The following is a 17,746-nucleotide window of genomic DNA, read 5'->3' as shown; positions in this document are numbered from 1 at the left end:
AAAAAACTCCCGCGCCTGGAGACCAGGGGCGGGAGTTCGTCGAAAGACTCTACGCTGTTATCGTCAACCGAACTTTAGCGGCTGGTGAACGGCAGAAGAGCCATCTCGCGTGCGTTCTTCACCGCAGTAGCAACTTCACGCTGCTGCTGTGGGGAAAGACCGGTAACACGGCGGGAACGGATCTTGTGACGATCAGAGATGAACAGACGAAGGGTGTCGAGGTCCTTGTAGTCGACCTTCTCGATGCCCTTGGCCTTCAACGGGTTCTTCTTCGGGCGGCGGGACTGCTCCATGCGCGCCTTGCGATGGTTATTATTGCGCTTCATTGGTCATCCTCCTTACCACGAAGACTTACGGACGCCAGGCAGCTCACCGCGGTGAGCCATCTCGCGCATACGGACACGGGAAATACCGAACTTACGGAGGTAACCACGTGGGCGACCATCGCGGGAGTCGCGGTTGCGCACGCGAACAGGGGAGGCGTCGCGAGGCTGGCGGTTCAGCTCAAACTGAGCGTCCAGACGGTCCTCGTCAGAGGTCTCCGGGTTGCGGATGATTGCCTTCAGCTCGTTACGACGCTCAGCGTAGCGAGCGACGATCTCCTTGCGCTTTTCGTTCTTGGCGATCTTGGACTTTTTAGCCATAACTTATCGCTCCTCGCGGAATTCGACGTGCTTGCGAACAACCGGATCGTACTTCTTTAGGGAGATGCGATCTGGGTTGTTGCGCTTGTTCTTACGGGTTACATAGGTGAAACCTGTGCCCGCAGTGCTCTTCAGCTTGATGATCGGGCGAATATCGTTGCGTGCCATTAGATCTTCTCACCTCGTGCACGGATCTTAGCGACGACGGACTCAATTCCGTCGCGGTCGATGACCTTCAGACCCTTCGTGGAAACGGTCAGAGTGATGGTACGGCCCTCGGAGGGCAGGTAGAACCGGCGCTTCTGTACGTTGGGGTTCCAACGACGCGAGTGGCGGCGGTGCGAGTGGGAGACGGTCTTGCCGAACTGTGGCTTCCGTCCCGTGACCTGGCAATGTGCCGACATGGGTTGACTTCTTTCTCTTCTGCCGCCCACGCACTGATCACTGAAAAGTTAGATACGGAAATGCGGAGTGAGGGTCCGCGACAAAGTATCTGAGTAATCGGTTGACGTAGGCGTATACGTGTACTTCGACAACAGCGAGAGTCAACAATACACGTCCAGCAAGGAAATGCATAATTCTATTTCGCACACCTACCGGTTGTTTGTCGGTGGCGTTGGTGGAACTTGATTATGTAAAACCGGATTCACCCTGTAGTATGTGCAAAGTTGTCCAGTGAACAGCTGGGCGGACATGAATCATTCGCACCCAACTCAGGCACGATCCCCAAGCGGGGAACCGACCTGAAGTATCAATCCTGAGGGAGACGAACTCACATATGAAAAAGGATATCCATCCGGATTACCACCCGGTAATCTTCCAGGACGCGAACACGGGCCATAAGTTCCTGACGCGCTCCACCAAGACCTCCGACCGCACCGATACCTGGGAAGACGGCAACGAGTACCCGCTCATCGTCGTTGATGTGACCGCTGAGTCCCACCCGTTCTGGACCGGCGCACAGCGTCTCATGGACACCGCTGGCCGCGTTGAGAAGTTCAACCAGCGCTTCGGCGGTATGGCTCGCCGCAAGAAGAAGACCGCAAAATAGGGCGTAAGGAGAAACAACAATGGCAACCCCTAAGTTTAAGAAGTCCCGCGCGAACACCCGTATGCGTCGTTCGCAGTGGAAGGCTGACAATGCGCCGCTGATCACCGCGAAGGTTGACGGCCAGGAAGTACGTATCCCACGTCGTCTGCTCAAGGCTGCACAGGCTGGCTTGATTGACGTCGAGCAGTTCTAAAAGCGCCTTACTATAAGCGTTCGCCGGGCCCAACGGGCCCGGCTTTTTCATGTATCTGACAGTCCGGTGTTAAAAGTCTCTCAGATAGGCAATAATGGGCGTATGAAGATTCTTGTTGCCGATGATGAGCAAGCCGTTCGTGAATCCCTGCGGCGTTCCCTTCGCTTCAACGGGTATGATGTACTGCTTGCTTCTGACGGCGAGGAGGCGCTCGATGTCATCCGTGACGAACAGCCCGATCTGACGATTCTGGACGTGATGATGCCGAAGATCGATGGGCTCGACGTGTGCCGCACATTGCGCTCCTCGGGATACGATCGTCCTGTGCTGATGCTTACAGCGCGAGATGGTGTCGCGGACCGTGTAGCGGGCTTGGATGCCGGCGCTGATGACTACCTGCCGAAGCCTTTCGCGCTTGAGGAGCTGTTGGCACGCGTACGCTCGCTGCTGCGCCGCGCTCAGGCTGACGCCATCCAGTCGCAGTCTGCTCCGAAAACAAAGTACGAGTTTGAGGACTTGTCTGTAGAGACCGATACTCGTGACGTCTTCCGCGGCGACCGCGCTATTTCCTTGACCCGTACCGAGTTCGCGCTCCTTCTCGTTTTGATTGAGAACCCACGCAAGGTGCTGTCGCGCCAGCAGATTCTTGAAGAGGTGTGGGGATACGACTTCCCGACGTCCGGCAACGCCTTGGAGGTCTACATCGGGTACCTCCGTAAGAAAACTGAGGCGGGCGGGGAGCCTCGCCTGATCCATACGGTCCGTGGGGTTGGCTACGTGCTTCGGGAGACCGCACTGTGATTTTGCGCCAGTCGGCGGATCACTTTGAGCGCACTACGGGCATGTCCCTTGAGGGGGTGGATCGCCAAGTGTCGGCAGCCGAGCAGGATCAGGAACCCCCGCGTCCGAACCTGCCGACGATCCTGTTCGATACCTATATTCGTGGTGCGTACCTCGGGTCGGAGATGACGCTTCGCCAGCAGCTTGCGGTGCTGACAGGCGTGCTCGTGGCCCTTACGATTTTGGTCACGGCATCGGTGAGCTACTGGGCGTCGTCGACGTCGATTATCGGCATGATGGACAACGATCTGCGCACGCAGGGCGCGATGCTCGCGTACGACTCGCAGGAAATGTCCAGCGATGAGGAGCTGGCGGCTGAGGTCGAGACTTTTCGACGCCGCAACCCTCACATCCTCGCCACGGCTTCACGCGCGGAGTCGAACCGGTTCGTGGGAGATGAAATTCCCGTGGGTGGGGACTTTGCTCGAATGAACTACGGAGCGGACGTCTCCGCACGCACCCTGCACGGTAACCGTGTGTTGGTTACAAGGCTGGATGATGGGACAGTCGTGGCCCTGTCGAAGGCAGTCGACCCGACGCGTCAGCTGCAGCGCAGTATTGCCGCGGCGCTGTTGGTGCTGCTCAGCTTGGGCTGGATAGTGTCGACGCTGGTGGCGTTCCTGGTTTCGAGTTCCGGTATGCGCCCGCTGCGTAAATTGCACCTTGCGCTGAAGGAAGTGACCAGGACGAAGGAGCTGAAGCCGCTTCCGGTGCAGGGCCATGATGAGATGGCGCGTATTACGAACGCGTTTAATGACATGATGGCTTCGCTGCAGGATTCGCGCACCAGGCAGGCACAGCTTGTTGCCGACGCCGGCCACGAGCTGAAAACGCCGCTGACCTCCATGCGCACCAACATTGAGCTGCTCATGATGATGTACTCCGCTGATCGGCAGGATCAGATTAGTGCGGAGGACCGCGCCGATCTTGAGCGGGATGTGCTGGCGCAGATGACAGAAATGTCGACGCTTATCGGAGACCTGGTGGATCTCGCGCGGGAGGATTCCTCGAACGTTGAGTTTGAGGAGATCCGCCTGGATGTGATCCTGGAGGAGGCCGTGCGCCGTGTTGAGCGTCGTCGGCCTGACGTTACGTTCCAGTTCAACGCTGACCCGTGGCTGATTATGGGTGATCGGTTCGCGATGGGCCGCGCTCCGCTAAACCTGATCGACAACGCGGCCAAGTGGTCGCCGGAAGGCGGAACGGTAAGGATTTCGTTGAAGGCAGCGAAGAAGTACGCAGTGTTGGTTGTCGACGATTCCGGCCCGGGCATTGCTCCGGAGGAGCGTGAGCGGGTTTTTGAACGCTTCTACCGTTCGGCGGAGTCGCGTTCGATGCCTGGTTCGGGCTTGGGGCTTGCGATCGTCAAGCAGGTGATGGACCGGCATGGTGCCCGGATCTTCGTGGAGGAGTCGGATGACCACGGGGCGCGCTTCCGTGTGGTCTTCCCGGGGAAGGCTCCGGATGCTGATGAGGATTTTTATCTGGAAGAAGAAGGCATCGAAATTCCGCGATTGCCGAACAAATCCCAGCTCAGCTAACACAGTGAACATTCAGGAAACATTGCGAGAGAACGAGTTTACTTTTTAGTGCTACCACAGTGGCGTCGTGCATACTACTGCACATGACGAACCCGTATTCACCACAATCAAATACGCCACAACAAAACCCGTACGAGGCCTCCTATCCACAGGAGGCCTCCCCGGAAACCGCATTCGTGCAGTCTGCACCGCAGCAAAAGCAGCAGCGTGGGCTGGGGGCGGCTACAGTGGCGTGCTCCGTAGTGCTTTCGCTGTTGGCCGGCGCCGGCGCCGGGTACGCAGTCGTCGCTGCGAACGATAACGGCGAACAGCAGCACTACAACGCACTTGAGAACCCGAGCCTCGCATCGCCAGAGACTGCGCCTGATGGCTCCGTTGAGCAGGTTGCGGCCGCAGTGCTGCCTTCGGTTGTATCCATCACTGTGGCGACGCCGAATGGTATCGCGGAAGGGTCGGGGTCGATTATTTCCTCCGACGGCTACATTTTGACGAACCACCACGTGATCGGCGCTGCGGCGACCGAACGGTCCGAGATTCAGGTGGTGTTCAACGACGGTTCGAAGCACTCGGCTATGTTTGTAGCGTCGGACGTCAACACTGATATTGGCGTGCTGAAGGTTGATGGCGTCGAAAATCTCCCTGTGCTTGACTTCGGCAACTCGGACGAGCTGAAGGTTGGCCAGCAGGTTGTCGCAGTTGGTTCCCCACTTGGGCTCTCGGCGACGGTAACCAGTGGCATCATCTCCGCGAAGAACCGCCCGGTGCGTGCGGCCCAGGGCGGTGGGGAGAGCTCGTTGATGGACGGGCTGCAGACAGACGCTGCGATTAACCCTGGTAACTCGGGTGGTCCGCTCGTGGATATGCAGGGGCACCTGATCGGGATGAACTCGGCTATTGCTTCGCTCTCGGCGGGCGGCTTTGGTGGCGAGCAGTCGTCGGGCTCGATTGGTCTCGGGTTCGCGATTCCGTCGAATTTTGCCAAGCGTGTCGCGCAGCAGCTCATTGAAACCGGCAAGGCGTCGCAGCCGATGTTGGGCGTCCGCGTTTCGATTCGCGGCACTCGTATCGACGGCGCCGTGGTCGCCGGAGTTGAGCCTGGTAGTCCAGCAGAAAAGGCCGGTGTCCGAGAAGGTGATGTGATTACCAAGCTGGACGGTCGGCTGATTGACTCAGCGGATGCGTTGATTGCGGCGACGCGGTCGAAGGACTTCGGGCAGGTCGTTCAGCTTGAAGTCTTGCGGGAGGGAGAAGAAGCTCCTCATTCCGTAGATGTAACCCTGAGCAACGGGTAAGTTTTGAAGCAAACAATGAAAATGAAACTGTGCGATTTCGCAACGACACGACAGGAGACCTGGCATGCCAACGACAGAAGTATTGCTTGACACGGTTGGGGAGCCCGACGAAGCATCGCTGAAGGCCGCAGAGCTCGCCGAGCAGACTCCGACGCCTCCTGCGGCCATCGCAGTGCTGGTTGGGGACCGCCGATACAGCTCAGAAGGGGATACCACGGGTGACATGCTCGTCGAGTTGCTCAGCGAGTTCGGGTTTACCGTTGACGCGGTGGTGCACGTCAATTCGAGCGAGGCGGAGATCCGCAAAGCGATCGAAACCGGTGTCGTTGGTGGGGTTGACCTGGTGCTGACCGTCGGTGGCACTGGCGTCGGGCCACGTGATACGGCGCCAGAGGCGACGAAGGCCGTGATCGACAAGAACGTGCCCGGTGTAGCACAGGCGGTTCGTTCGTCGGGCCAGGCGTGTGGAGCGGTGGATGCCTGCACGTCGCGCGGTGTGTGTGGCGTCTCTGGTTCGACCGTCGTGGTAAACCTCGCCGCAAGCCGCCAAGCGATACGCGACGGCGTATCGACGATCGCACCACTAGTCCAGCACCTGATCGGCGAGCTGAATACCTACTCCGTACAGGCGTAATCAGGAACGATGGCGAGCATGAAAAAGCCGCGCCACCAGCGGAGGCGCGTGGAGCGACGGTCGGAAGCAGAATACGACCGTAGTCCTGAACGCACGCAACTATTTGGTGACGCGGCTTCTGGGCGGACGGGCTATGATGCCGGGCGCAGCGTCGATATCGACGGCGACGGCGAGCCAGAACTCACAGGCAAAGCCTTTTATGAGTACGAGCGACCACCCCATTACGGAGAATAGCAGTACTACTGCTGCGCGGGCTTCTCGGAGAGCAGGTCGCGGATTTCGGTGAGCAGCTCGGTCTCGGTCGGAGCCGGGGCGTCTGGCTGGATGCCGCGCTTATGCTTCTGCATCTCGTCGAGCTTGTTCATCGGAGCGACGATCACGAAGTAGACGACTGCCGCGATCAGCAGGAAGTTAATCGCTGCAGTGATCAGCGCGCCGAAGTCGAGGAAGGTTGCGTCGTTGCCGGAAATGATGTGGAAGCCAAGGCCGGAGTAATCAGCGCCACCGACGGAAGCGATCAGCGGGTTGATGATGTTGTCGGAGAAAGCGGTAACAACTGCGGTGAACGCAGCACCAATAACAACACCGACTGCGAGGTCAATAACGTTGCCGCGCAGAATAAAGTTCTTAAAGCCCTCAAGCATTAGGGTCTCCTTTGTAAGGTTTGGATTTGGACCTAAAAACTATAGGCAACAAACTATCGTGTGGTCAATACAACTGTTAACGGGTCCGTCAGTGATGCGGCCGCAACGTTGGCTGCATCGACACTGCGCAGCAGTACTAGGATTGACCCCTCCTCGTTCGTCGTGACCACCCTTCCGCCACGCGCAATAACTCGCGGGCCTGGCGCGACCACGTCTACGCCGGCGCCGTGATGCAGCATCGGGATGAGTTCCGGTTCCGCGAGCGTGACCGGAACCATGGTGAAGTCGTGCGGGTCGTCATCGCTTTCGATCAGCGAAGCTTTAAGGTCCGGTCCGACAAGACGGGTGTTGGTAACTACTTCGTTCGCGGATGCACCAGCCGCGAGGACCTGTCCGACGGCGAGGTCTGTACTGCCCAAGGCGTTCGCGGGAACAACAGAGGGCGGCAGCCTGCGAAGCTCCACGTCCGCCGTGGTGAGCACTGTGCCGGCCTCAACGTCGCGGGCGAAGACAACAGCGGGTGGGTCGGCGGAGCGGGCGTCGAAAAGTATGCTTGCGCCTGCTACCAGCAGTAACACGACGGCGATCGTGCGGCGCACTGTGACGGTGCGGTGGTAGCCGGGCATGCGGAGGTCGCGAAGGAATGAGGCGGGCTTCATGCGTCTTTAGACGCGGGTGTGGCCCGGAAGGTTCCCTAGAGTTGGAAAAATCCGCGGTCTGTCACGATTGCATCGACGGGCACATCGTGAGGTTGCGCTGGCAGCGTGTCGACGACTTCTTCGTCAAACACCACCGCAACAATAGGGATGCGGTGGTCGCGGACCTGCTCAAGCGCCCGGTCGTAATAGCCGGCGCCCTTACCCAAACGTTGCCCGCGGCGGTCCACGGCGAGCGCCGGGATCACCAGCGCAGCGCAACCTTTGAGCACTTCGCTGGAGAACCGGGAACCGACTGGCTCCGCGATGCCAAGCGCGCCCGGCTGCTGTTCTTCGGTGCACGCGGCCCATTGCAGCACACCGTCAGGAAGCGAAATCGGCAGCCACACCGTTCTTGCGTGTTGGGCGAGCTGCAGCGGGTAGTCAGCGGCAGCGGGTTCCGTGCGCAGCGGGTGGTAGGCGCTGATTTCACTGCCCACGGCGCCGAAGTGATCGAGAGCCTCGAGCGTGTGCTGGAGAATGCTGGCGTCGCGTTGACGCTTTTCGTCGGGTTTGCTGGCGAGGTGGCGTCGAAAAGTAGTGTGTGCTTCGCGGATAGTTTGCTTGGTGTGCAAGTGGGGGAGCCTCCTCACGAGTCGGAAACGGTAGTCGGGCCATACAGAGGTAAAGTAGATCTTTATGCGGAAGTCTAATGAAGAAACCTCCCAGCAGCCTGCGTCGCGTGGCGTGAAGACCGTCGTGGTGCCGGCAGCTGGCATGGGTACACGGTTTTTGCCAGCTACGAAGACTGTTCCTAAGGAACTCCTGCCCGTGGTGGATACACCCGGTATCGAGCTGATTGCCGAGGAAGCGGCAGAGCTCGGCGCTCGCCGATTGGTGATCGTGACAGCTCCGGCAAAAGAAGAAATCATGCGCCACTTCGGCGAGTTCGAACTGCTGCGCGAGACCCTCGCGGCGCGCGGGAAAGACGACCAAGTGAAGAAGGTCGCCCGCGCCGCGGACCTTATTAATGCAGTCGCCGTGACGCAGGAGAAGCCGTTGGGCCTTGGCCACGCGGTGAGCTGCGCGGAATCTGCCCTCGACGAAAACGAGGACGTTGTCGCCGTCATGCTGCCAGATGACCTTGTGCTTCCCACCGGCGTGATGGAGAAAATGGTGCGCACCCGCGAGAAGCTCGGCGGCTCCGTGCTGTGTGCGTTCAACGTGACGCCGGAGGAAGTCTTTAACTACGGCGTGTTTGATGTCGAAGACGTCGACGAGACTATTGAGGGCGTCGAGGTCAAGCGCGTGAAGGGCATGGTGGAAAAGCCGGCCGTGGAAGACGCGCCGTCGACGCTCGTGGCCACCGGACGCTACCTGCTTGACCGGGCAATTTTTGATGCGCTGCGTCGCATCACGCCGGGCAAGGGCGGGGAGCTGCAACTGACCGATGCGATCGAGCTGATGATCCAGGAAGGTCATCCAGTGCACATCGTGGTGCACCACGGCAAGCGCCACGATTTGGGCAACCCGGGCGGCTACATTCCCGCTAATGTGGACTTTGGTTTGCACGACCCGAAGTACGGACCTGCACTGTACACGGCACTCAAGCAGATCATGAACGACTTTGAGGCCGAACACCCCGAACTCACGGGTGATGAACAACGCTAACGAAGGCGTAGAAAGAGGCGTGGCTGATGCGCGGTGTTGATGAGCAGCTTGCCATAATTGGCGACGCAATCCGGACCCCCGAGCCGATCCGAGTGGGGATCGACGACGCGCTGGGGCTGATGTGCGCCGAGGAAGTCGTAGCGACACGCGCGCTGCCCGGCTTTTCGCAAGCAGCCATCGACGGCTACGCCGTCCGCGCGGTCGACGTCGGAGGATCCGCAGGCCTGCGGGTGAAGCCGCGCCAGGCGGAAGAAGACGGCGAGCCGGAGCACGATTCGCGCCCACGCGCCAACGCCGATCGTGCTCTACCCGTGGTGGGGGAGGTTCCCGCCGGTTCCCAGAAGCCGTTGCGCCTGCAGCCACGCCAAGCGGTGCGGGTTGCAACAGGTGCCCCGCTTCCCACACTTGCCGACGCCGTGTTGCCACTGGAATGGAGCGACCGGGGCACCAAGCGGGTTACGCCGCAACGCCCAGTTGCAAGTGGCGAGTTCGTACGCAAGCCGGGGGCTGATATCCAGCCAGGCGACATCGCAGTGCGCCCCCGCACGGTCCTCGGACCTGCACAAATTGGGCTGCTAGCCGCTGCTGGGCGCACAAAAGTACTGGTGTATCCCCGGCCGAGGGTCACCGTGCTGAGTTTCGGCATGGAACTCGTTGACATCGAACGAGAGCCAGGCTTGGGCCAAGTTATCGACGTCGCCTCCTACGTCGTTTCCGCTGCCGCCGAGGAAGCGGGTGCAGATGTACACCGTGTCGGCATCATGAACGCTGAGCCGCGGAAGATGCGGGAAACCCTGGCTGGCTACATTGGGCGCAGCGAGATGATCGTGATCACCGGCGCTGTTGGTGGTTCAGGCGCGCAGACACTCCAAGAAGTGCTGCATGACCTCGGGGAAATCGACACCACTCGAGTGGCCATGCACCCCGGGTCCGTCCAGGGTTTCGGCACGCTGGGTGAGGAACATGTGCCGGTCTTCCTGCTGCCGTCCAATCCGACGGCCGCGCTCGTGATCGCCGAAACCATCGTGCGACCGGCAATCCGCCAAGCGCTGGGCAAGCAGTCTTGGCAGCGCCCAGTCGTTCGCGCACGCTCGATGCGGGCAATTACCTCGCAGCCGGGGCGGCGTGGTTACATTCGCGCGCGCCTCATGCGGGACACGGAGACCGGCGACTACTTAGTCGAAGGCCTCGGCGGTGCCGGTGGCGAAACCTCCCACCTCTTCGCAGGCTTCGCGGAAGCCAACGCCATGATTCGCCTGCCGGAGTCCACCGCGGAGATCCGCCCAGGCGACGTGGTGGACGTCGAATTCCTCCAGCAGCGGGGATAGACGTTGGGCCTGCTGCGAAGGATTGAAACTTGGCTGCACGGACCCACACCTGGTTGGCCCGAACGCACCCCGTTCGTCAGACTTCCGAGTGGAGAAACCGTCACGCTGCGGCCCCTGCGCTTGCAGGATGGCGGGGAATGGTGCCGTACCCGCCTGCTCGACCAGCAGTGGTTGCAGCCGGTAGAACCAACGATCCATTCCACATGGGAAGCTGCTCACACCAAGAGCGCTTGGGCGGGGCAGTGGACGATGCTCAAAGAAATGGCTGCAGATGGCACCGTCGTACCGATGGTGATAGAGGTCGACGGCCACTTTGCCGGCCAACTGACCCTCGGCGGTATTCAGCGCGGAACCGTCGACGAGTGCTGGATCGGCTACTGGGTGCACAGCCCGTATCAAGGGCGCGGCGTCGCGACGGCCGCGTGCGCCTTGGGCGTTGACCACGCCTTTGCGCGGGTGGGCCTGCACCGCGTGACTGCGACGTACCTTCCAGACAACCCAGCAAGCGGCCACGTCCTGCAGACCGTGGGTTTCCGCGAAGAAGGATTCATGCGGGGAAACATTCATATCGACGGCCGTTGGCGCGACCACTACTTCGTCGCAATGACCGAAGATGACTACCCGACCACGGCCGTAGACAGGCTGCGGCGTTCCGGCCGAATTCGATGACGCGGCCCCGGCGTGGCTCGGGCCGGAAGAGCGGATTGCTCGCTACCGTTAAAGGTCAGTTTCGAGGGTAGTTTTAGGAAGGTGGCTTCGCTGTATGGGTAGCCCGAGCTTGATCATTATCTTGATGATCGTCGTGTGGGTCATCGTGCTGGCACCACTCGTATTTGGCAACAACAAACCAATTCGCCGCTCCGGCGAAGGGTACGACGAGACGAGGGTCCTGCACACCGGTGGTACGGAACCCATGGAGGTTCGTCGCCGCCCACGCGTGACCGCTGCGGACGTGCACCTGCACGACGAAGACACTGCGGACGTGGAACTCGTCGAAGCCGTCGAACACGAGCCAGCTGCCGGCGAAGTGCTCATCGATGACAGTGCGGTCATCCGAAACTTCTTCTCGAAGAACCAGGAAGACGCTGGCTCCGAAGAAGATACCGACTCAAACGTTATTGAGGGAGAGGTCATCGAAGCGGAGCCAGTCGAGGATGCGGCAGTTGAAGCAGAGTCCGCTGAGGCTGAGACTGAGTCCGCCGATGAAGTGGATGAAGCTTCAGACGATTCTTCAGACGACGCCGATGCGGTAGCACTCGAGACTGCGGAGGATCCGGAGGCCTCGGTAGCAGAAGCCGAAAGCATCCCCGACTCGTACTACTCCGCAGCTGACTTCGGATACGACACTGGCGTGACGGCAAAGATGGACGCCGAAGAGCTCACTGCCGAGGAACCTGAGGACGACCAGGACGGTCCAGATGCAGAGGTCGCAGTCACCGACGAAGATCTCGCGTTCGCAGAGGCCCGCCGCGGCCGTGGCGGCTGGGACCCAGACCGTGCACGCCGGGCACGCGAAGACCGCTTTATGCGCCGTCAGCGCACCTTCCTGGGCCTCATCATCGCCTGTGTGGTCACGTTTGTGATCGCGTTCGTCGCAGGCGGCTGGACATGGATCCTGCCAGCAGCCTCCGTTGCCTTGACCGCCTGGTTCATGGTTGTGCTGCGCAGCGTCGTCCGTCAGGAGCGCGCACTGCATCGCCGCCGCATGCGCCAGCTGCGCCGCGCGCGCCTCGGCGTCGCCACAGCAGATTCGACGCACCCCAGGCAAGAGTGGCCACGTCGATACGGAGAATCCGTAGCCCTCGACCTTGACGACGCCCACCCCGACTTCACCGACCTCCCCGAAGCATCCTCCGCAATCTTCGAGGACCACACGGATTCCCCCCACTACCCATACGGCGAGGACGACAACCGCGCCCCACGGGCGAGCTAAATCGCCTGGGTACCCGGACGATTTAGCATCAGCGGAGAAGAGGAGTAACGTCTTCTCCAGCGAGGGGCTATAGCTCAGTTGGTAGAGCGTCGCGTTCGCAATGCGAAGGTCAGGGGTTCGATTCCCCTTAGCTCCACAGTTCCGTAAAACCCCAGGTCGTTGGTGGCCTGGGGTTTTGTTGTGTTTGTGCTGGCTCCAAATTCCGGGTTTTTCGGCAAGCGGGCTGGCAAAAGCCCAGGTCGCATGATTGGGCTAGTGGATTGCGGTGCCCAGCCAACGTTCAGGAACGCTTAGAACAGAGCAACCAACGTCGCTAGAGTGCTACAGGAGTGCTACACGCAAGACAGCCGAAGAAAAGGAGAACCTCGTGGCTACAGAACGGATCCGCCGAGCAGTACTGGTGGTTGCGCTGCTGAACTTGGCGTACTTCTTCGTTGAGTTTGTGGCGGCTGTCTCGATTGGGTCGGCGTCGTTGTTTGCGGACTCGGCGGACTTCCTGGAGGATACAGCGATTAACTTCCTGGTGTTCTTCGCGGTCGCTTGGCCGGCATCGCGGCGTCGTACGGCGGGCAGTGTGTTGGCGGCGTTGATTCTGATTCCGGCGGTCGCGGCGGTGGTGACCGTTGTTGCGAAGGTGCTGGACCCGGAGCCGCCATCGCCGGAGGGCCTTACGGGGGTCGCGGTTGGTGCGCTCGTGGTGAATGTCGTGTGCGCGGTGATTCTGCTGAGGCTGCGGGACCAGGGGTCGTCGTTGGCGACGGGGGCGTGGCTGGCGGCGCGCAACGACGCACTGGCGAACCTGCTCATCATTGCGGCCGGGTTGCTGACGTTCGTGTGGTCCACTGCCTGGTTCGACATCATCGTTGGCGCCATCATCGCAGCGGTGAACTTCTCAGCTGCGAAGGAAGTCTGGGAGGCGTCCCGCGAGGAGTACGACTCGGTGGAGGAAGCCTTCGCAGAGATGGATGACGACTAGCTCCACACCCCGGAGGCTCCTCGCCGGTGCGTGCCGATCAGATTCGTGTCGATGATGCCGGTCGATTCCATGAGCGCGTACATCGTGACGGGGCCGACGAAGGTGAAGCCACGCTTCTTCAGGTCGCGCGCGAGGCGGCGTGACTCCTCAGACTGGGTTGGAACCTCCTCCATCGTGCGGGGCGTAGGTGTGGTTTCTGGCTGGTAGGACCAGATAAAGGTTGCAAGATCCGTGCCGGATTCGCGCAACTCGCGGGTGGCGGACGCGTTGGTGAGCACCGCCTGGAGTTTGCGCCGGTTGCGGATCAGGGAGGCGTCGTCAAGAAGATGCTCGATTGAGTCCATCCGTGCGAGGGCGTCGGGGTCGAATCCGTGGAAGGCTTCGCGTAGGGCGTCGCGCTTTTGCAGAATGAGCTTCCACGACAATCCGACTTGGAACCCCTCGAGGCAGAGGCGCTCGAACATTCCGGCCTCGTCGCGGATGGGCATGCCCCATTCGGTGTCGTAGTAGTGGCGCAGGAGCGGATCGTGTGCGGCCCAGGGCGGGCGGCTGAGTCCGTCGTCGCCGATGATTGGGAATTGTTGCTTCGTTTCTTTATCCATACGTAGTTTGACGTTTTTCTGTCTGGTTCGGTTCCTTGAGTACTCTAGTGTGCATGAACAGGCCAGCAGTTCGAGATTTTGCGCTCTTAGTCATCCGCGCGGTGCTCGGGATCGTGTTTGTTGCGCGTGGGTACCAGCGCTGGTTTGAGCTGGGAATGCGGCGCACTGCGGAGGACTTTGCGGCGATTGGGGTGCCTCAGCCGACGCTGTCGGCGTACCTGGCGGGATTCGTTGAGCTGGTTGGGGGTGCGTTCCTCGTCATTGGTCTGCTGACTACGATCGTCGCGTCGGTACTTGCATTATTGGCGGTGGCGGCAACCTACTTCGTGCATTTGAGCAACGGTTTCTTCATTGCCGATGGCGGTATTGAGTACACGATGGTGCTCGCCGCGGCGTTGTTCGTGGTCATCGTGTTTGGGCCGGGGCGCGCAAGCTTGGACGGGGTGCTCACACGTGATTAGCCATGACGAGATTCAGGCCTGCCTGTCCGCGCGGCTCGACGGGGAGCAACCATCGCTTGACGACGCCATCGTGGACGCCCACCTGGCGCAGTGCGAGGAGTGCGCCGCGTTTTGGGAGCAGGCGCTTTCCTTGTCGCAGACGGTGCGCTTTGCAGAGGTTGACGGCAATGTGGCTCCTCCGAGCGACCTCGCTGACGCGATCCTCGCTGGGGTCAACGACCCGTGGCACGCGATGATGCAGCGCCGACAAGTCAACGTGATGATTGGCAGGGCCGCGCTGTGTGCGATCGCGGTGTGCTGGATTGTGTGGGCCATCGTTGGGGTCGTCGGTGTGGGCGAGGCGTTGGCGCAGACTCCTGAGGTCGCCGCAGCCACGCTGATGGGGGTTGCGGTCCGCTTCGGCGTGGGCCTGTCGTTGGGGCTCGCGTCCTGGAAGCCTGCCCAGATCCCCGGCATCGTGTTGATCGTGGGGACGATGTTCACGTTTACCCTTGGGTTTGCGGTGCTTGATGCTGTGCAGCGTATCGGAGCAGTGGCACCGATGACGGTCATCGCTCCGGGAATCGCGTTGTTGGCGCTCGCCTGGACGTGGATCGCGGACAAAGGCGTGGCCATGCGCCGCGCGTGGCACTTGCTCAACGCAGACCCGACCGGCCTCTAGCGAACTATTTCCAGCTCGGGAACCACATGAGGGACTCGTAGTAGCCGTCGGTGACTCGAAGGCCGTACAGGATCGGACCCCAGTAGACGAAGCTTGCCGCCACAACGGCGAGGTAGACAATCACGATGATTTGGCCGGTGCGAATCGGGGCGCCGGTCAGCTTCACCAGCCACTTAGGTTCCCGTAGCGTGCCTTTCTTCGCGATGTTTCCGAGCGCCAGCGCGAGCAGCACTGCGGTAAACGGAATGAGCGCGGTGGCGTAGAAGAAGTACATCTGGCGGTCGAACGCCGCAAGCCACGGCAGGAAGCCTGCGGCGAAGCCGATGACTGGCACGATGACGCGGAAGTCGCGTCGGGTAATCCAGACCCACGCTGCCCACAGCAACGCGGGGATGGTGAGCCACCAGATCGCCGGGGTGCCGAACAGCGAAATCATTTCGCGGCAGGTGTTGCCGTCGCCGCACTCGATGTCGGTGGAGGAGTAGTAGAGGATCGGGCGTGCTGCGACGAGCCACGCCCACGGCTTGGAGTCCCATGGGTGCGAGTGCCCGCTAGAGCTCGTGAGGGAGCCGTGGAACTCAAGCACGGAGAAGTGGTAGTACAGCCATCCAGCAGCGGCATCCGGCAGGTTGGCCAGCCATGGCCAGTCGGATCCTGCGATCGTGCCGTCCGCCAGGGAGTGGCGGTACACAGAAGTCTCAGAGGCGAACCATGCGCGCCACGACCAGATATAGAGGAGTGCGGGCAACAGCACGATCGAGGCGAGTGCAGAGGGCACGTCGCGCACCAGTGCGCCAGCCAGTGGCTTCTCGACGCCATAACGCTTTCGCAGCCACAGATCCCAAAACGCAGACATCAGGCCGTAGAACGCGATGTAGTACAGCCCCGACCACTTCACACCGAGTGCCAGTCCGAGCAACACACCGGTTGCGAAACGCCACCAGCGGAACCCGAGGCGCGGCCCGTACGGACCCGAGGACTGCACAGCACCTGATAGCCAGGCGTCGTGCCAACGCTGGTGTACCTGGCGCATGTCACCTGCGAGCGTCCACGCGGCGGCGACGATGAACAGCACCTGGAAGATGTCTAGCATGCCAAATTTGGCTGCGACCAGCAGCACGCCGTCGAAAAGCGCGATGACGCCTGCGATGGCTGCGATCGACGTTGACTGGCTCACGCGTCGGGCGAGCAGGAACGTGAACACGATTACTGCGGTACCAAAGAGCGCTGTCATGATGCGCCAACCCATCGGGGTGTAACCGAAGACGGTTTCACCAAGCGCGAGGAGCTGTTTGCCCAGCGGCGGGTGCACCACCAGTCCATAGCCGGGGTTGGACTCGATGCCGCCCAGCACTGGGTTAAAGGAGCTGCGCACCATGTCCCAGCCCTGCGGCACGTAGTGCTTCTCGTCGAAGACCGGGGTGCCAGAAGACGTCGGCTGCACCAGCCCGAGGAAGCGCGTGAACAGCGCGAGGACCGTCAGTACCGCCAGCGTCACGGTGTCCCTGCGATGCCATGGCACACTGACTGGTGCTCCCGGCTGGGGCCTGCCAGGCTTCATCAACGCGGGCGTTGGCGACGCTTCACTCTGGACGGTATCGATGGGCGCATTGGTATTCACGTGAATGGATACTACTGTGTTCGCCGCATTATCTGTAGCTGCACCTAGTATCTATTGCATGGATAGTGCAGACACTCAAGCGACGTTGCAACACCAGTTTCCAACACGTGGGGTAGTGCTGGCCGCTACGCCGCTCGGCAATATTGATGACGCCTCGCAGCGGCTTCAGCACGCACTCGCGAACGCAGACGTGATTGCGGCGGAGGATACGCGGCGCACCCGCGCGCTAGCGGCAGCCTTGGGGGTGGAACCGCGTGGGAAGATCATCTCGAATTTTGACCACAACGAAGAGCAGCGGCGGGACGAGTTGCTCGTGGCTGCTCGCAATGGCGTTGTGCTCGTGGTGACGGACGCCGGCATGCCGATTGTGTCCGACCCCGGCCTTTCACTCGTTGCAGCGGCACACGATGCCGGCGTCCCCGTGACTTGCCTGCCTGGTCCCTCTGCTGTCACGACGGCGCTTGCGCTCTCGGGCCTGCATGTAGGGCACTTCATCTTCGATGGCTTTGCTCCACGCAAGGCAGGCGCGCGGGAAGCCTGGCTCAAGGAGCTTGTGCACCAACCGCGCGCCGTGTGCTTCTTCGAATCACCGCACCGACTGGCACAGACGCTTGCCGACGCCGCTTCGGTCCTCGGCCGCGATCGACGTGCAGCGGTGTGCCGCGAACTGACAAAAACGTACGAAGAAGTGAAGCGCGCAACCCTTGGTGAACTCGCCGAGTGGGCCAAGGACGGAGTGAGGGGAGAAGTCACCGTTGTCATCGAGGGCGGTGATGCCGCAACAGCGGAGCCCGAAGACCTCGTGGAACTCGTCTTAGAGCTGGTAAGCGGGGGTATGCGGATGAAGGATGCAGTGAAGACTATCGCGAAGCAGCACGGGGTGAAATCGGGCGAATTATATGACCTCGCTCAGGAAGCTCGCAGCGCGGAATAGTCAGACTTTTTGGCTGAAAATGGGCACTACGTGGACGAATTGGATTAGATATAGCAGCCGAATTCAGTTAACCTGCTAAAGCTTT

Annotated in this window: 24 protein-coding genes and 1 tRNA gene; 16 read left to right on the top strand and 9 right to left on the bottom strand. The window is 60.9% G+C overall.

The window, feature by feature from the left end; translation table 11 throughout:
* Positions 1–74: 74 nt before the first annotated feature.
* Genes rpsR through rpmB form a run of 4 tightly spaced genes read right to left on the bottom strand, consistent with a single transcriptional unit; the run spans position 75 to position 1,048 of the window.
* Entirely contained in the window at positions 75–326 is a 252-nt protein-coding gene (gene rpsR, locus JMN37_RS04415) for a 30S ribosomal protein S18 (protein WP_070362830.1), read from the bottom strand.
* A gap of 12 nt (positions 327–338) precedes the next feature.
* Positions 339–644: a 30S ribosomal protein S14 gene (gene rpsN, locus JMN37_RS04410; RefSeq protein WP_070362829.1), complete on the bottom strand. Its 306-nt coding sequence runs from the start codon at positions 642–644 to the stop codon at positions 339–341.
* 3 nt (positions 645–647) lie between these two features.
* Positions 648–812 (bottom strand): 50S ribosomal protein L33, encoded by a 165-nt coding sequence (gene rpmG / locus JMN37_RS04405; protein ID WP_070362828.1) that lies wholly within the window; start codon positions 810–812, stop codon positions 648–650.
* A complete protein-coding gene (gene rpmB, locus JMN37_RS04400; RefSeq protein WP_070362827.1) occupies positions 812–1,048 on the bottom strand; it encodes a 50S ribosomal protein L28 in 237 nt (78 codons plus the stop codon). Before rpmB ends, rpmG begins: the two co-directional genes overlap by 1 nt.
* A gap of 374 nt (positions 1,049–1,422) precedes the next feature.
* Between rpmB and JMN37_RS04395 the strand changes: the two genes are divergently transcribed.
* The 7 genes from JMN37_RS04395 to JMN37_RS04365 all read left to right on the top strand — a co-directional run bounded on the left by JMN37_RS04395 (position 1,423) and on the right by JMN37_RS04365 (position 6,429).
* Positions 1,423–1,695, top strand: coding sequence for a type B 50S ribosomal protein L31 (locus JMN37_RS04395; protein WP_038589209.1), 273 nt, complete (start codon positions 1,423–1,425; stop codon positions 1,693–1,695).
* Between the two features lie 19 nt (positions 1,696–1,714).
* Complete coding sequence (gene rpmF, locus JMN37_RS04390; RefSeq protein WP_070362826.1) at positions 1,715–1,888, top strand: 50S ribosomal protein L32; 174 nt, start codon at positions 1,715–1,717, stop codon at positions 1,886–1,888.
* Positions 1,889–1,990: 102 nt separating this feature from the next.
* Positions 1,991–2,689, top strand: a complete 699-nt coding sequence (locus tag JMN37_RS04385) for a response regulator transcription factor (protein WP_070362825.1) — start codon at positions 1,991–1,993, stop codon at positions 2,687–2,689.
* Positions 2,686–4,269 carry a HAMP domain-containing sensor histidine kinase gene (locus tag JMN37_RS04380; RefSeq protein WP_071573787.1) on the top strand — a complete coding sequence of 528 codons (1,584 nt, stop codon included), beginning with the start codon at positions 2,686–2,688 and terminating at the stop codon, positions 4,267–4,269. Before JMN37_RS04385 ends, JMN37_RS04380 begins: the two co-directional genes overlap by 4 nt.
* An 83-nt stretch (positions 4,270–4,352) precedes the next feature.
* Positions 4,353–5,561: a S1C family serine protease gene (locus tag JMN37_RS04375; RefSeq protein WP_252931124.1), complete on the top strand. Its 1,209-nt coding sequence runs from the start codon at positions 4,353–4,355 to the stop codon at positions 5,559–5,561.
* 64 nt (positions 5,562–5,625) lie between these two features.
* The gene (locus JMN37_RS04370; RefSeq protein ID WP_070362823.1) at positions 5,626–6,195 is read left to right on the top strand and encodes a MogA/MoaB family molybdenum cofactor biosynthesis protein; all 570 of its coding nucleotides are present in this window, start codon (positions 5,626–5,628) and stop codon (positions 6,193–6,195) included.
* Between the two features lie 48 nt (positions 6,196–6,243).
* Positions 6,244–6,429 carry a hypothetical protein gene (locus JMN37_RS04365; protein ID WP_141742264.1) on the top strand — a complete coding sequence of 62 codons (186 nt, stop codon included), beginning with the start codon at positions 6,244–6,246 and terminating at the stop codon, positions 6,427–6,429.
* A 5-nt stretch (positions 6,430–6,434) separates the two neighbouring features.
* Here the strand turns inward: JMN37_RS04365 and mscL are convergent, their stop codons facing one another.
* From mscL to JMN37_RS04350, 3 genes are read right to left on the bottom strand one after another with little or no spacing between them, the layout of a single operon-like run.
* Positions 6,435–6,839, bottom strand: coding sequence for a large-conductance mechanosensitive channel protein MscL (mscL, locus tag JMN37_RS04360; RefSeq protein WP_070362822.1), 405 nt, complete (start codon positions 6,837–6,839; stop codon positions 6,435–6,437).
* 53 nt (positions 6,840–6,892) lie between these two features.
* The gene (locus JMN37_RS04355; RefSeq protein ID WP_070362821.1) at positions 6,893–7,498 is read right to left on the bottom strand and encodes an SAF domain-containing protein; all 606 of its coding nucleotides are present in this window, start codon (positions 7,496–7,498) and stop codon (positions 6,893–6,895) included.
* Between the two features lie 35 nt (positions 7,499–7,533).
* Entirely contained in the window at positions 7,534–8,109 is a 576-nt protein-coding gene (locus JMN37_RS04350) for a 5-formyltetrahydrofolate cyclo-ligase (RefSeq protein ID WP_252931123.1), read from the bottom strand.
* A 64-nt stretch (positions 8,110–8,173) separates the two neighbouring features.
* Between JMN37_RS04350 and JMN37_RS04345 the strand changes: the two genes are divergently transcribed.
* From JMN37_RS04345 to JMN37_RS04320, 6 genes are all read left to right on the top strand, one after another.
* Complete coding sequence (locus tag JMN37_RS04345; RefSeq protein ID WP_070362819.1) at positions 8,174–9,145, top strand: UTP--glucose-1-phosphate uridylyltransferase; 972 nt, start codon at positions 8,174–8,176, stop codon at positions 9,143–9,145.
* A gap of 26 nt (positions 9,146–9,171) precedes the next feature.
* Positions 9,172–10,473: a molybdotransferase-like divisome protein Glp gene (gene glp, locus JMN37_RS04340; RefSeq protein WP_252931122.1), complete on the top strand. Its 1,302-nt coding sequence runs from the start codon at positions 9,172–9,174 to the stop codon at positions 10,471–10,473.
* Between the two features lie 3 nt (positions 10,474–10,476).
* Entirely contained in the window at positions 10,477–11,142 is a 666-nt protein-coding gene (locus JMN37_RS04335) for a GNAT family N-acetyltransferase (protein WP_330166359.1), read from the top strand.
* A gap of 94 nt (positions 11,143–11,236) precedes the next feature.
* Positions 11,237–12,406: a divisome protein SepX/GlpR gene (gene sepX / locus JMN37_RS04330; RefSeq protein ID WP_252931121.1), complete on the top strand. Its 1,170-nt coding sequence runs from the start codon at positions 11,237–11,239 to the stop codon at positions 12,404–12,406.
* A gap of 63 nt (positions 12,407–12,469) precedes the next feature.
* Positions 12,470–12,542, top strand: a tRNA-Ala gene (locus tag JMN37_RS04325).
* A 231-nt stretch (positions 12,543–12,773) separates the two neighbouring features.
* Positions 12,774–13,382: a cation efflux transmembrane domain-containing protein gene (locus JMN37_RS04320; protein WP_070362816.1), complete on the top strand. Its 609-nt coding sequence runs from the start codon at positions 12,774–12,776 to the stop codon at positions 13,380–13,382.
* Here the strand turns inward: JMN37_RS04320 and JMN37_RS04315 are convergent.
* Entirely contained in the window at positions 13,379–13,984 is a 606-nt protein-coding gene (locus JMN37_RS04315) for a DNA-3-methyladenine glycosylase I (RefSeq protein WP_252931119.1), read from the bottom strand. The two genes, JMN37_RS04320 and JMN37_RS04315, sit on opposite strands and share 4 nt — an antisense overlap.
* A gap of 53 nt (positions 13,985–14,037) precedes the next feature.
* On the opposite strand from JMN37_RS04315, the gene JMN37_RS04310 reads away from it, so the two are divergent.
* Together JMN37_RS04310 and JMN37_RS04305 are read left to right on the top strand one after the other, a co-directional pair.
* Positions 14,038–14,445 carry a DoxX family protein gene (locus JMN37_RS04310; protein ID WP_070976133.1) on the top strand — a complete coding sequence of 136 codons (408 nt, stop codon included), beginning with the start codon at positions 14,038–14,040 and terminating at the stop codon, positions 14,443–14,445.
* Complete coding sequence (locus JMN37_RS04305; RefSeq protein ID WP_070479267.1) at positions 14,438–15,106, top strand: zf-HC2 domain-containing protein; 669 nt, start codon at positions 14,438–14,440, stop codon at positions 15,104–15,106. Before JMN37_RS04310 ends, JMN37_RS04305 begins: the two co-directional genes overlap by 8 nt.
* 4 nt (positions 15,107–15,110) lie before the next feature.
* Here JMN37_RS04305 and pmt read toward each other — a convergent pair whose 3' ends face one another.
* Positions 15,111–16,667 carry a protein O-mannosyltransferase gene (gene pmt, locus JMN37_RS04300; RefSeq protein WP_252931167.1) on the bottom strand — a complete coding sequence of 519 codons (1,557 nt, stop codon included), beginning with the start codon at positions 16,665–16,667 and terminating at the stop codon, positions 15,111–15,113.
* Between the two features lie 118 nt (positions 16,668–16,785).
* Between pmt and rsmI the strand changes: the two genes are divergently transcribed.
* Positions 16,786–17,661, top strand: a complete 876-nt coding sequence (gene rsmI, locus JMN37_RS04295; RefSeq protein ID WP_070479269.1) for a 16S rRNA (cytidine(1402)-2'-O)-methyltransferase — start codon at positions 16,786–16,788, stop codon at positions 17,659–17,661.
* Positions 17,662–17,746: the final 85 nt, after the last annotated feature.

This window comes from Corynebacterium lipophilum (assembly GCF_024102595.1).
Classification (GTDB): Bacteria; Actinomycetota; Actinomycetes; order Mycobacteriales; family Mycobacteriaceae; genus Corynebacterium; species Corynebacterium pseudogenitalium.
This window is presented reverse-complemented; position numbering and strand designations above follow the sequence as displayed.

Bases quoted from the DNA above. Each gene is read 5' to 3' on its own strand.
- rpsR (WP_070362830.1), bottom strand. From the start codon at position 326: ATGAAGCGCAATAATAACCATCGCAAGGCGCGCATGGAGCAGTCCCGC.
- rpsN (WP_070362829.1), bottom strand. From the start codon at position 644: ATGGCTAAAAAGTCCAAGATCGCCAAGAACGAAAAGCGCAAGGAGATC.
- rpmG (WP_070362828.1), bottom strand. From the start codon at position 812: ATGGCACGCAACGATATTCGCCCGATCATCAAGCTGAAGAGCACTGCG.
- rpmB (WP_070362827.1), bottom strand. From the start codon at position 1,048: ATGTCGGCACATTGCCAGGTCACGGGACGGAAGCCACAGTTCGGCAAG.
- JMN37_RS04395 (WP_038589209.1), top strand. From the start codon at position 1,423: ATGAAAAAGGATATCCATCCGGATTACCACCCGGTAATCTTCCAGGAC.
- rpmF (WP_070362826.1), top strand. From the start codon at position 1,715: ATGGCAACCCCTAAGTTTAAGAAGTCCCGCGCGAACACCCGTATGCGT.
- JMN37_RS04385 (WP_070362825.1), top strand. From the start codon at position 1,991: ATGAAGATTCTTGTTGCCGATGATGAGCAAGCCGTTCGTGAATCCCTG.
- JMN37_RS04375 (WP_252931124.1), top strand. From the start codon at position 4,353: ATGACGAACCCGTATTCACCACAATCAAATACGCCACAACAAAACCCG.
- JMN37_RS04370 (WP_070362823.1), top strand. From the start codon at position 5,626: ATGCCAACGACAGAAGTATTGCTTGACACGGTTGGGGAGCCCGACGAA.
- mscL (WP_070362822.1), bottom strand. From the start codon at position 6,839: ATGCTTGAGGGCTTTAAGAACTTTATTCTGCGCGGCAACGTTATTGAC.
- JMN37_RS04355 (WP_070362821.1), bottom strand. From the start codon at position 7,498: ATGAAGCCCGCCTCATTCCTTCGCGACCTCCGCATGCCCGGCTACCAC.
- JMN37_RS04345 (WP_070362819.1), top strand. From the start codon at position 8,174: ATGCGGAAGTCTAATGAAGAAACCTCCCAGCAGCCTGCGTCGCGTGGC.
- glp (WP_252931122.1), top strand. From the start codon at position 9,172: ATGCGCGGTGTTGATGAGCAGCTTGCCATAATTGGCGACGCAATCCGG.
- sepX (WP_252931121.1), top strand. From the start codon at position 11,237: ATGGGTAGCCCGAGCTTGATCATTATCTTGATGATCGTCGTGTGGGTC.
- JMN37_RS04315 (WP_252931119.1), bottom strand. From the start codon at position 13,984: ATGGATAAAGAAACGAAGCAACAATTCCCAATCATCGGCGACGACGGA.
- JMN37_RS04310 (WP_070976133.1), top strand. From the start codon at position 14,038: ATGAACAGGCCAGCAGTTCGAGATTTTGCGCTCTTAGTCATCCGCGCG.
- pmt (WP_252931167.1), bottom strand. From the start codon at position 16,667: ATGAAGCCTGGCAGGCCCCAGCCGGGAGCACCAGTCAGTGTGCCATGG.
- rsmI (WP_070479269.1), top strand. From the start codon at position 16,786: ATGGATAGTGCAGACACTCAAGCGACGTTGCAACACCAGTTTCCAACA.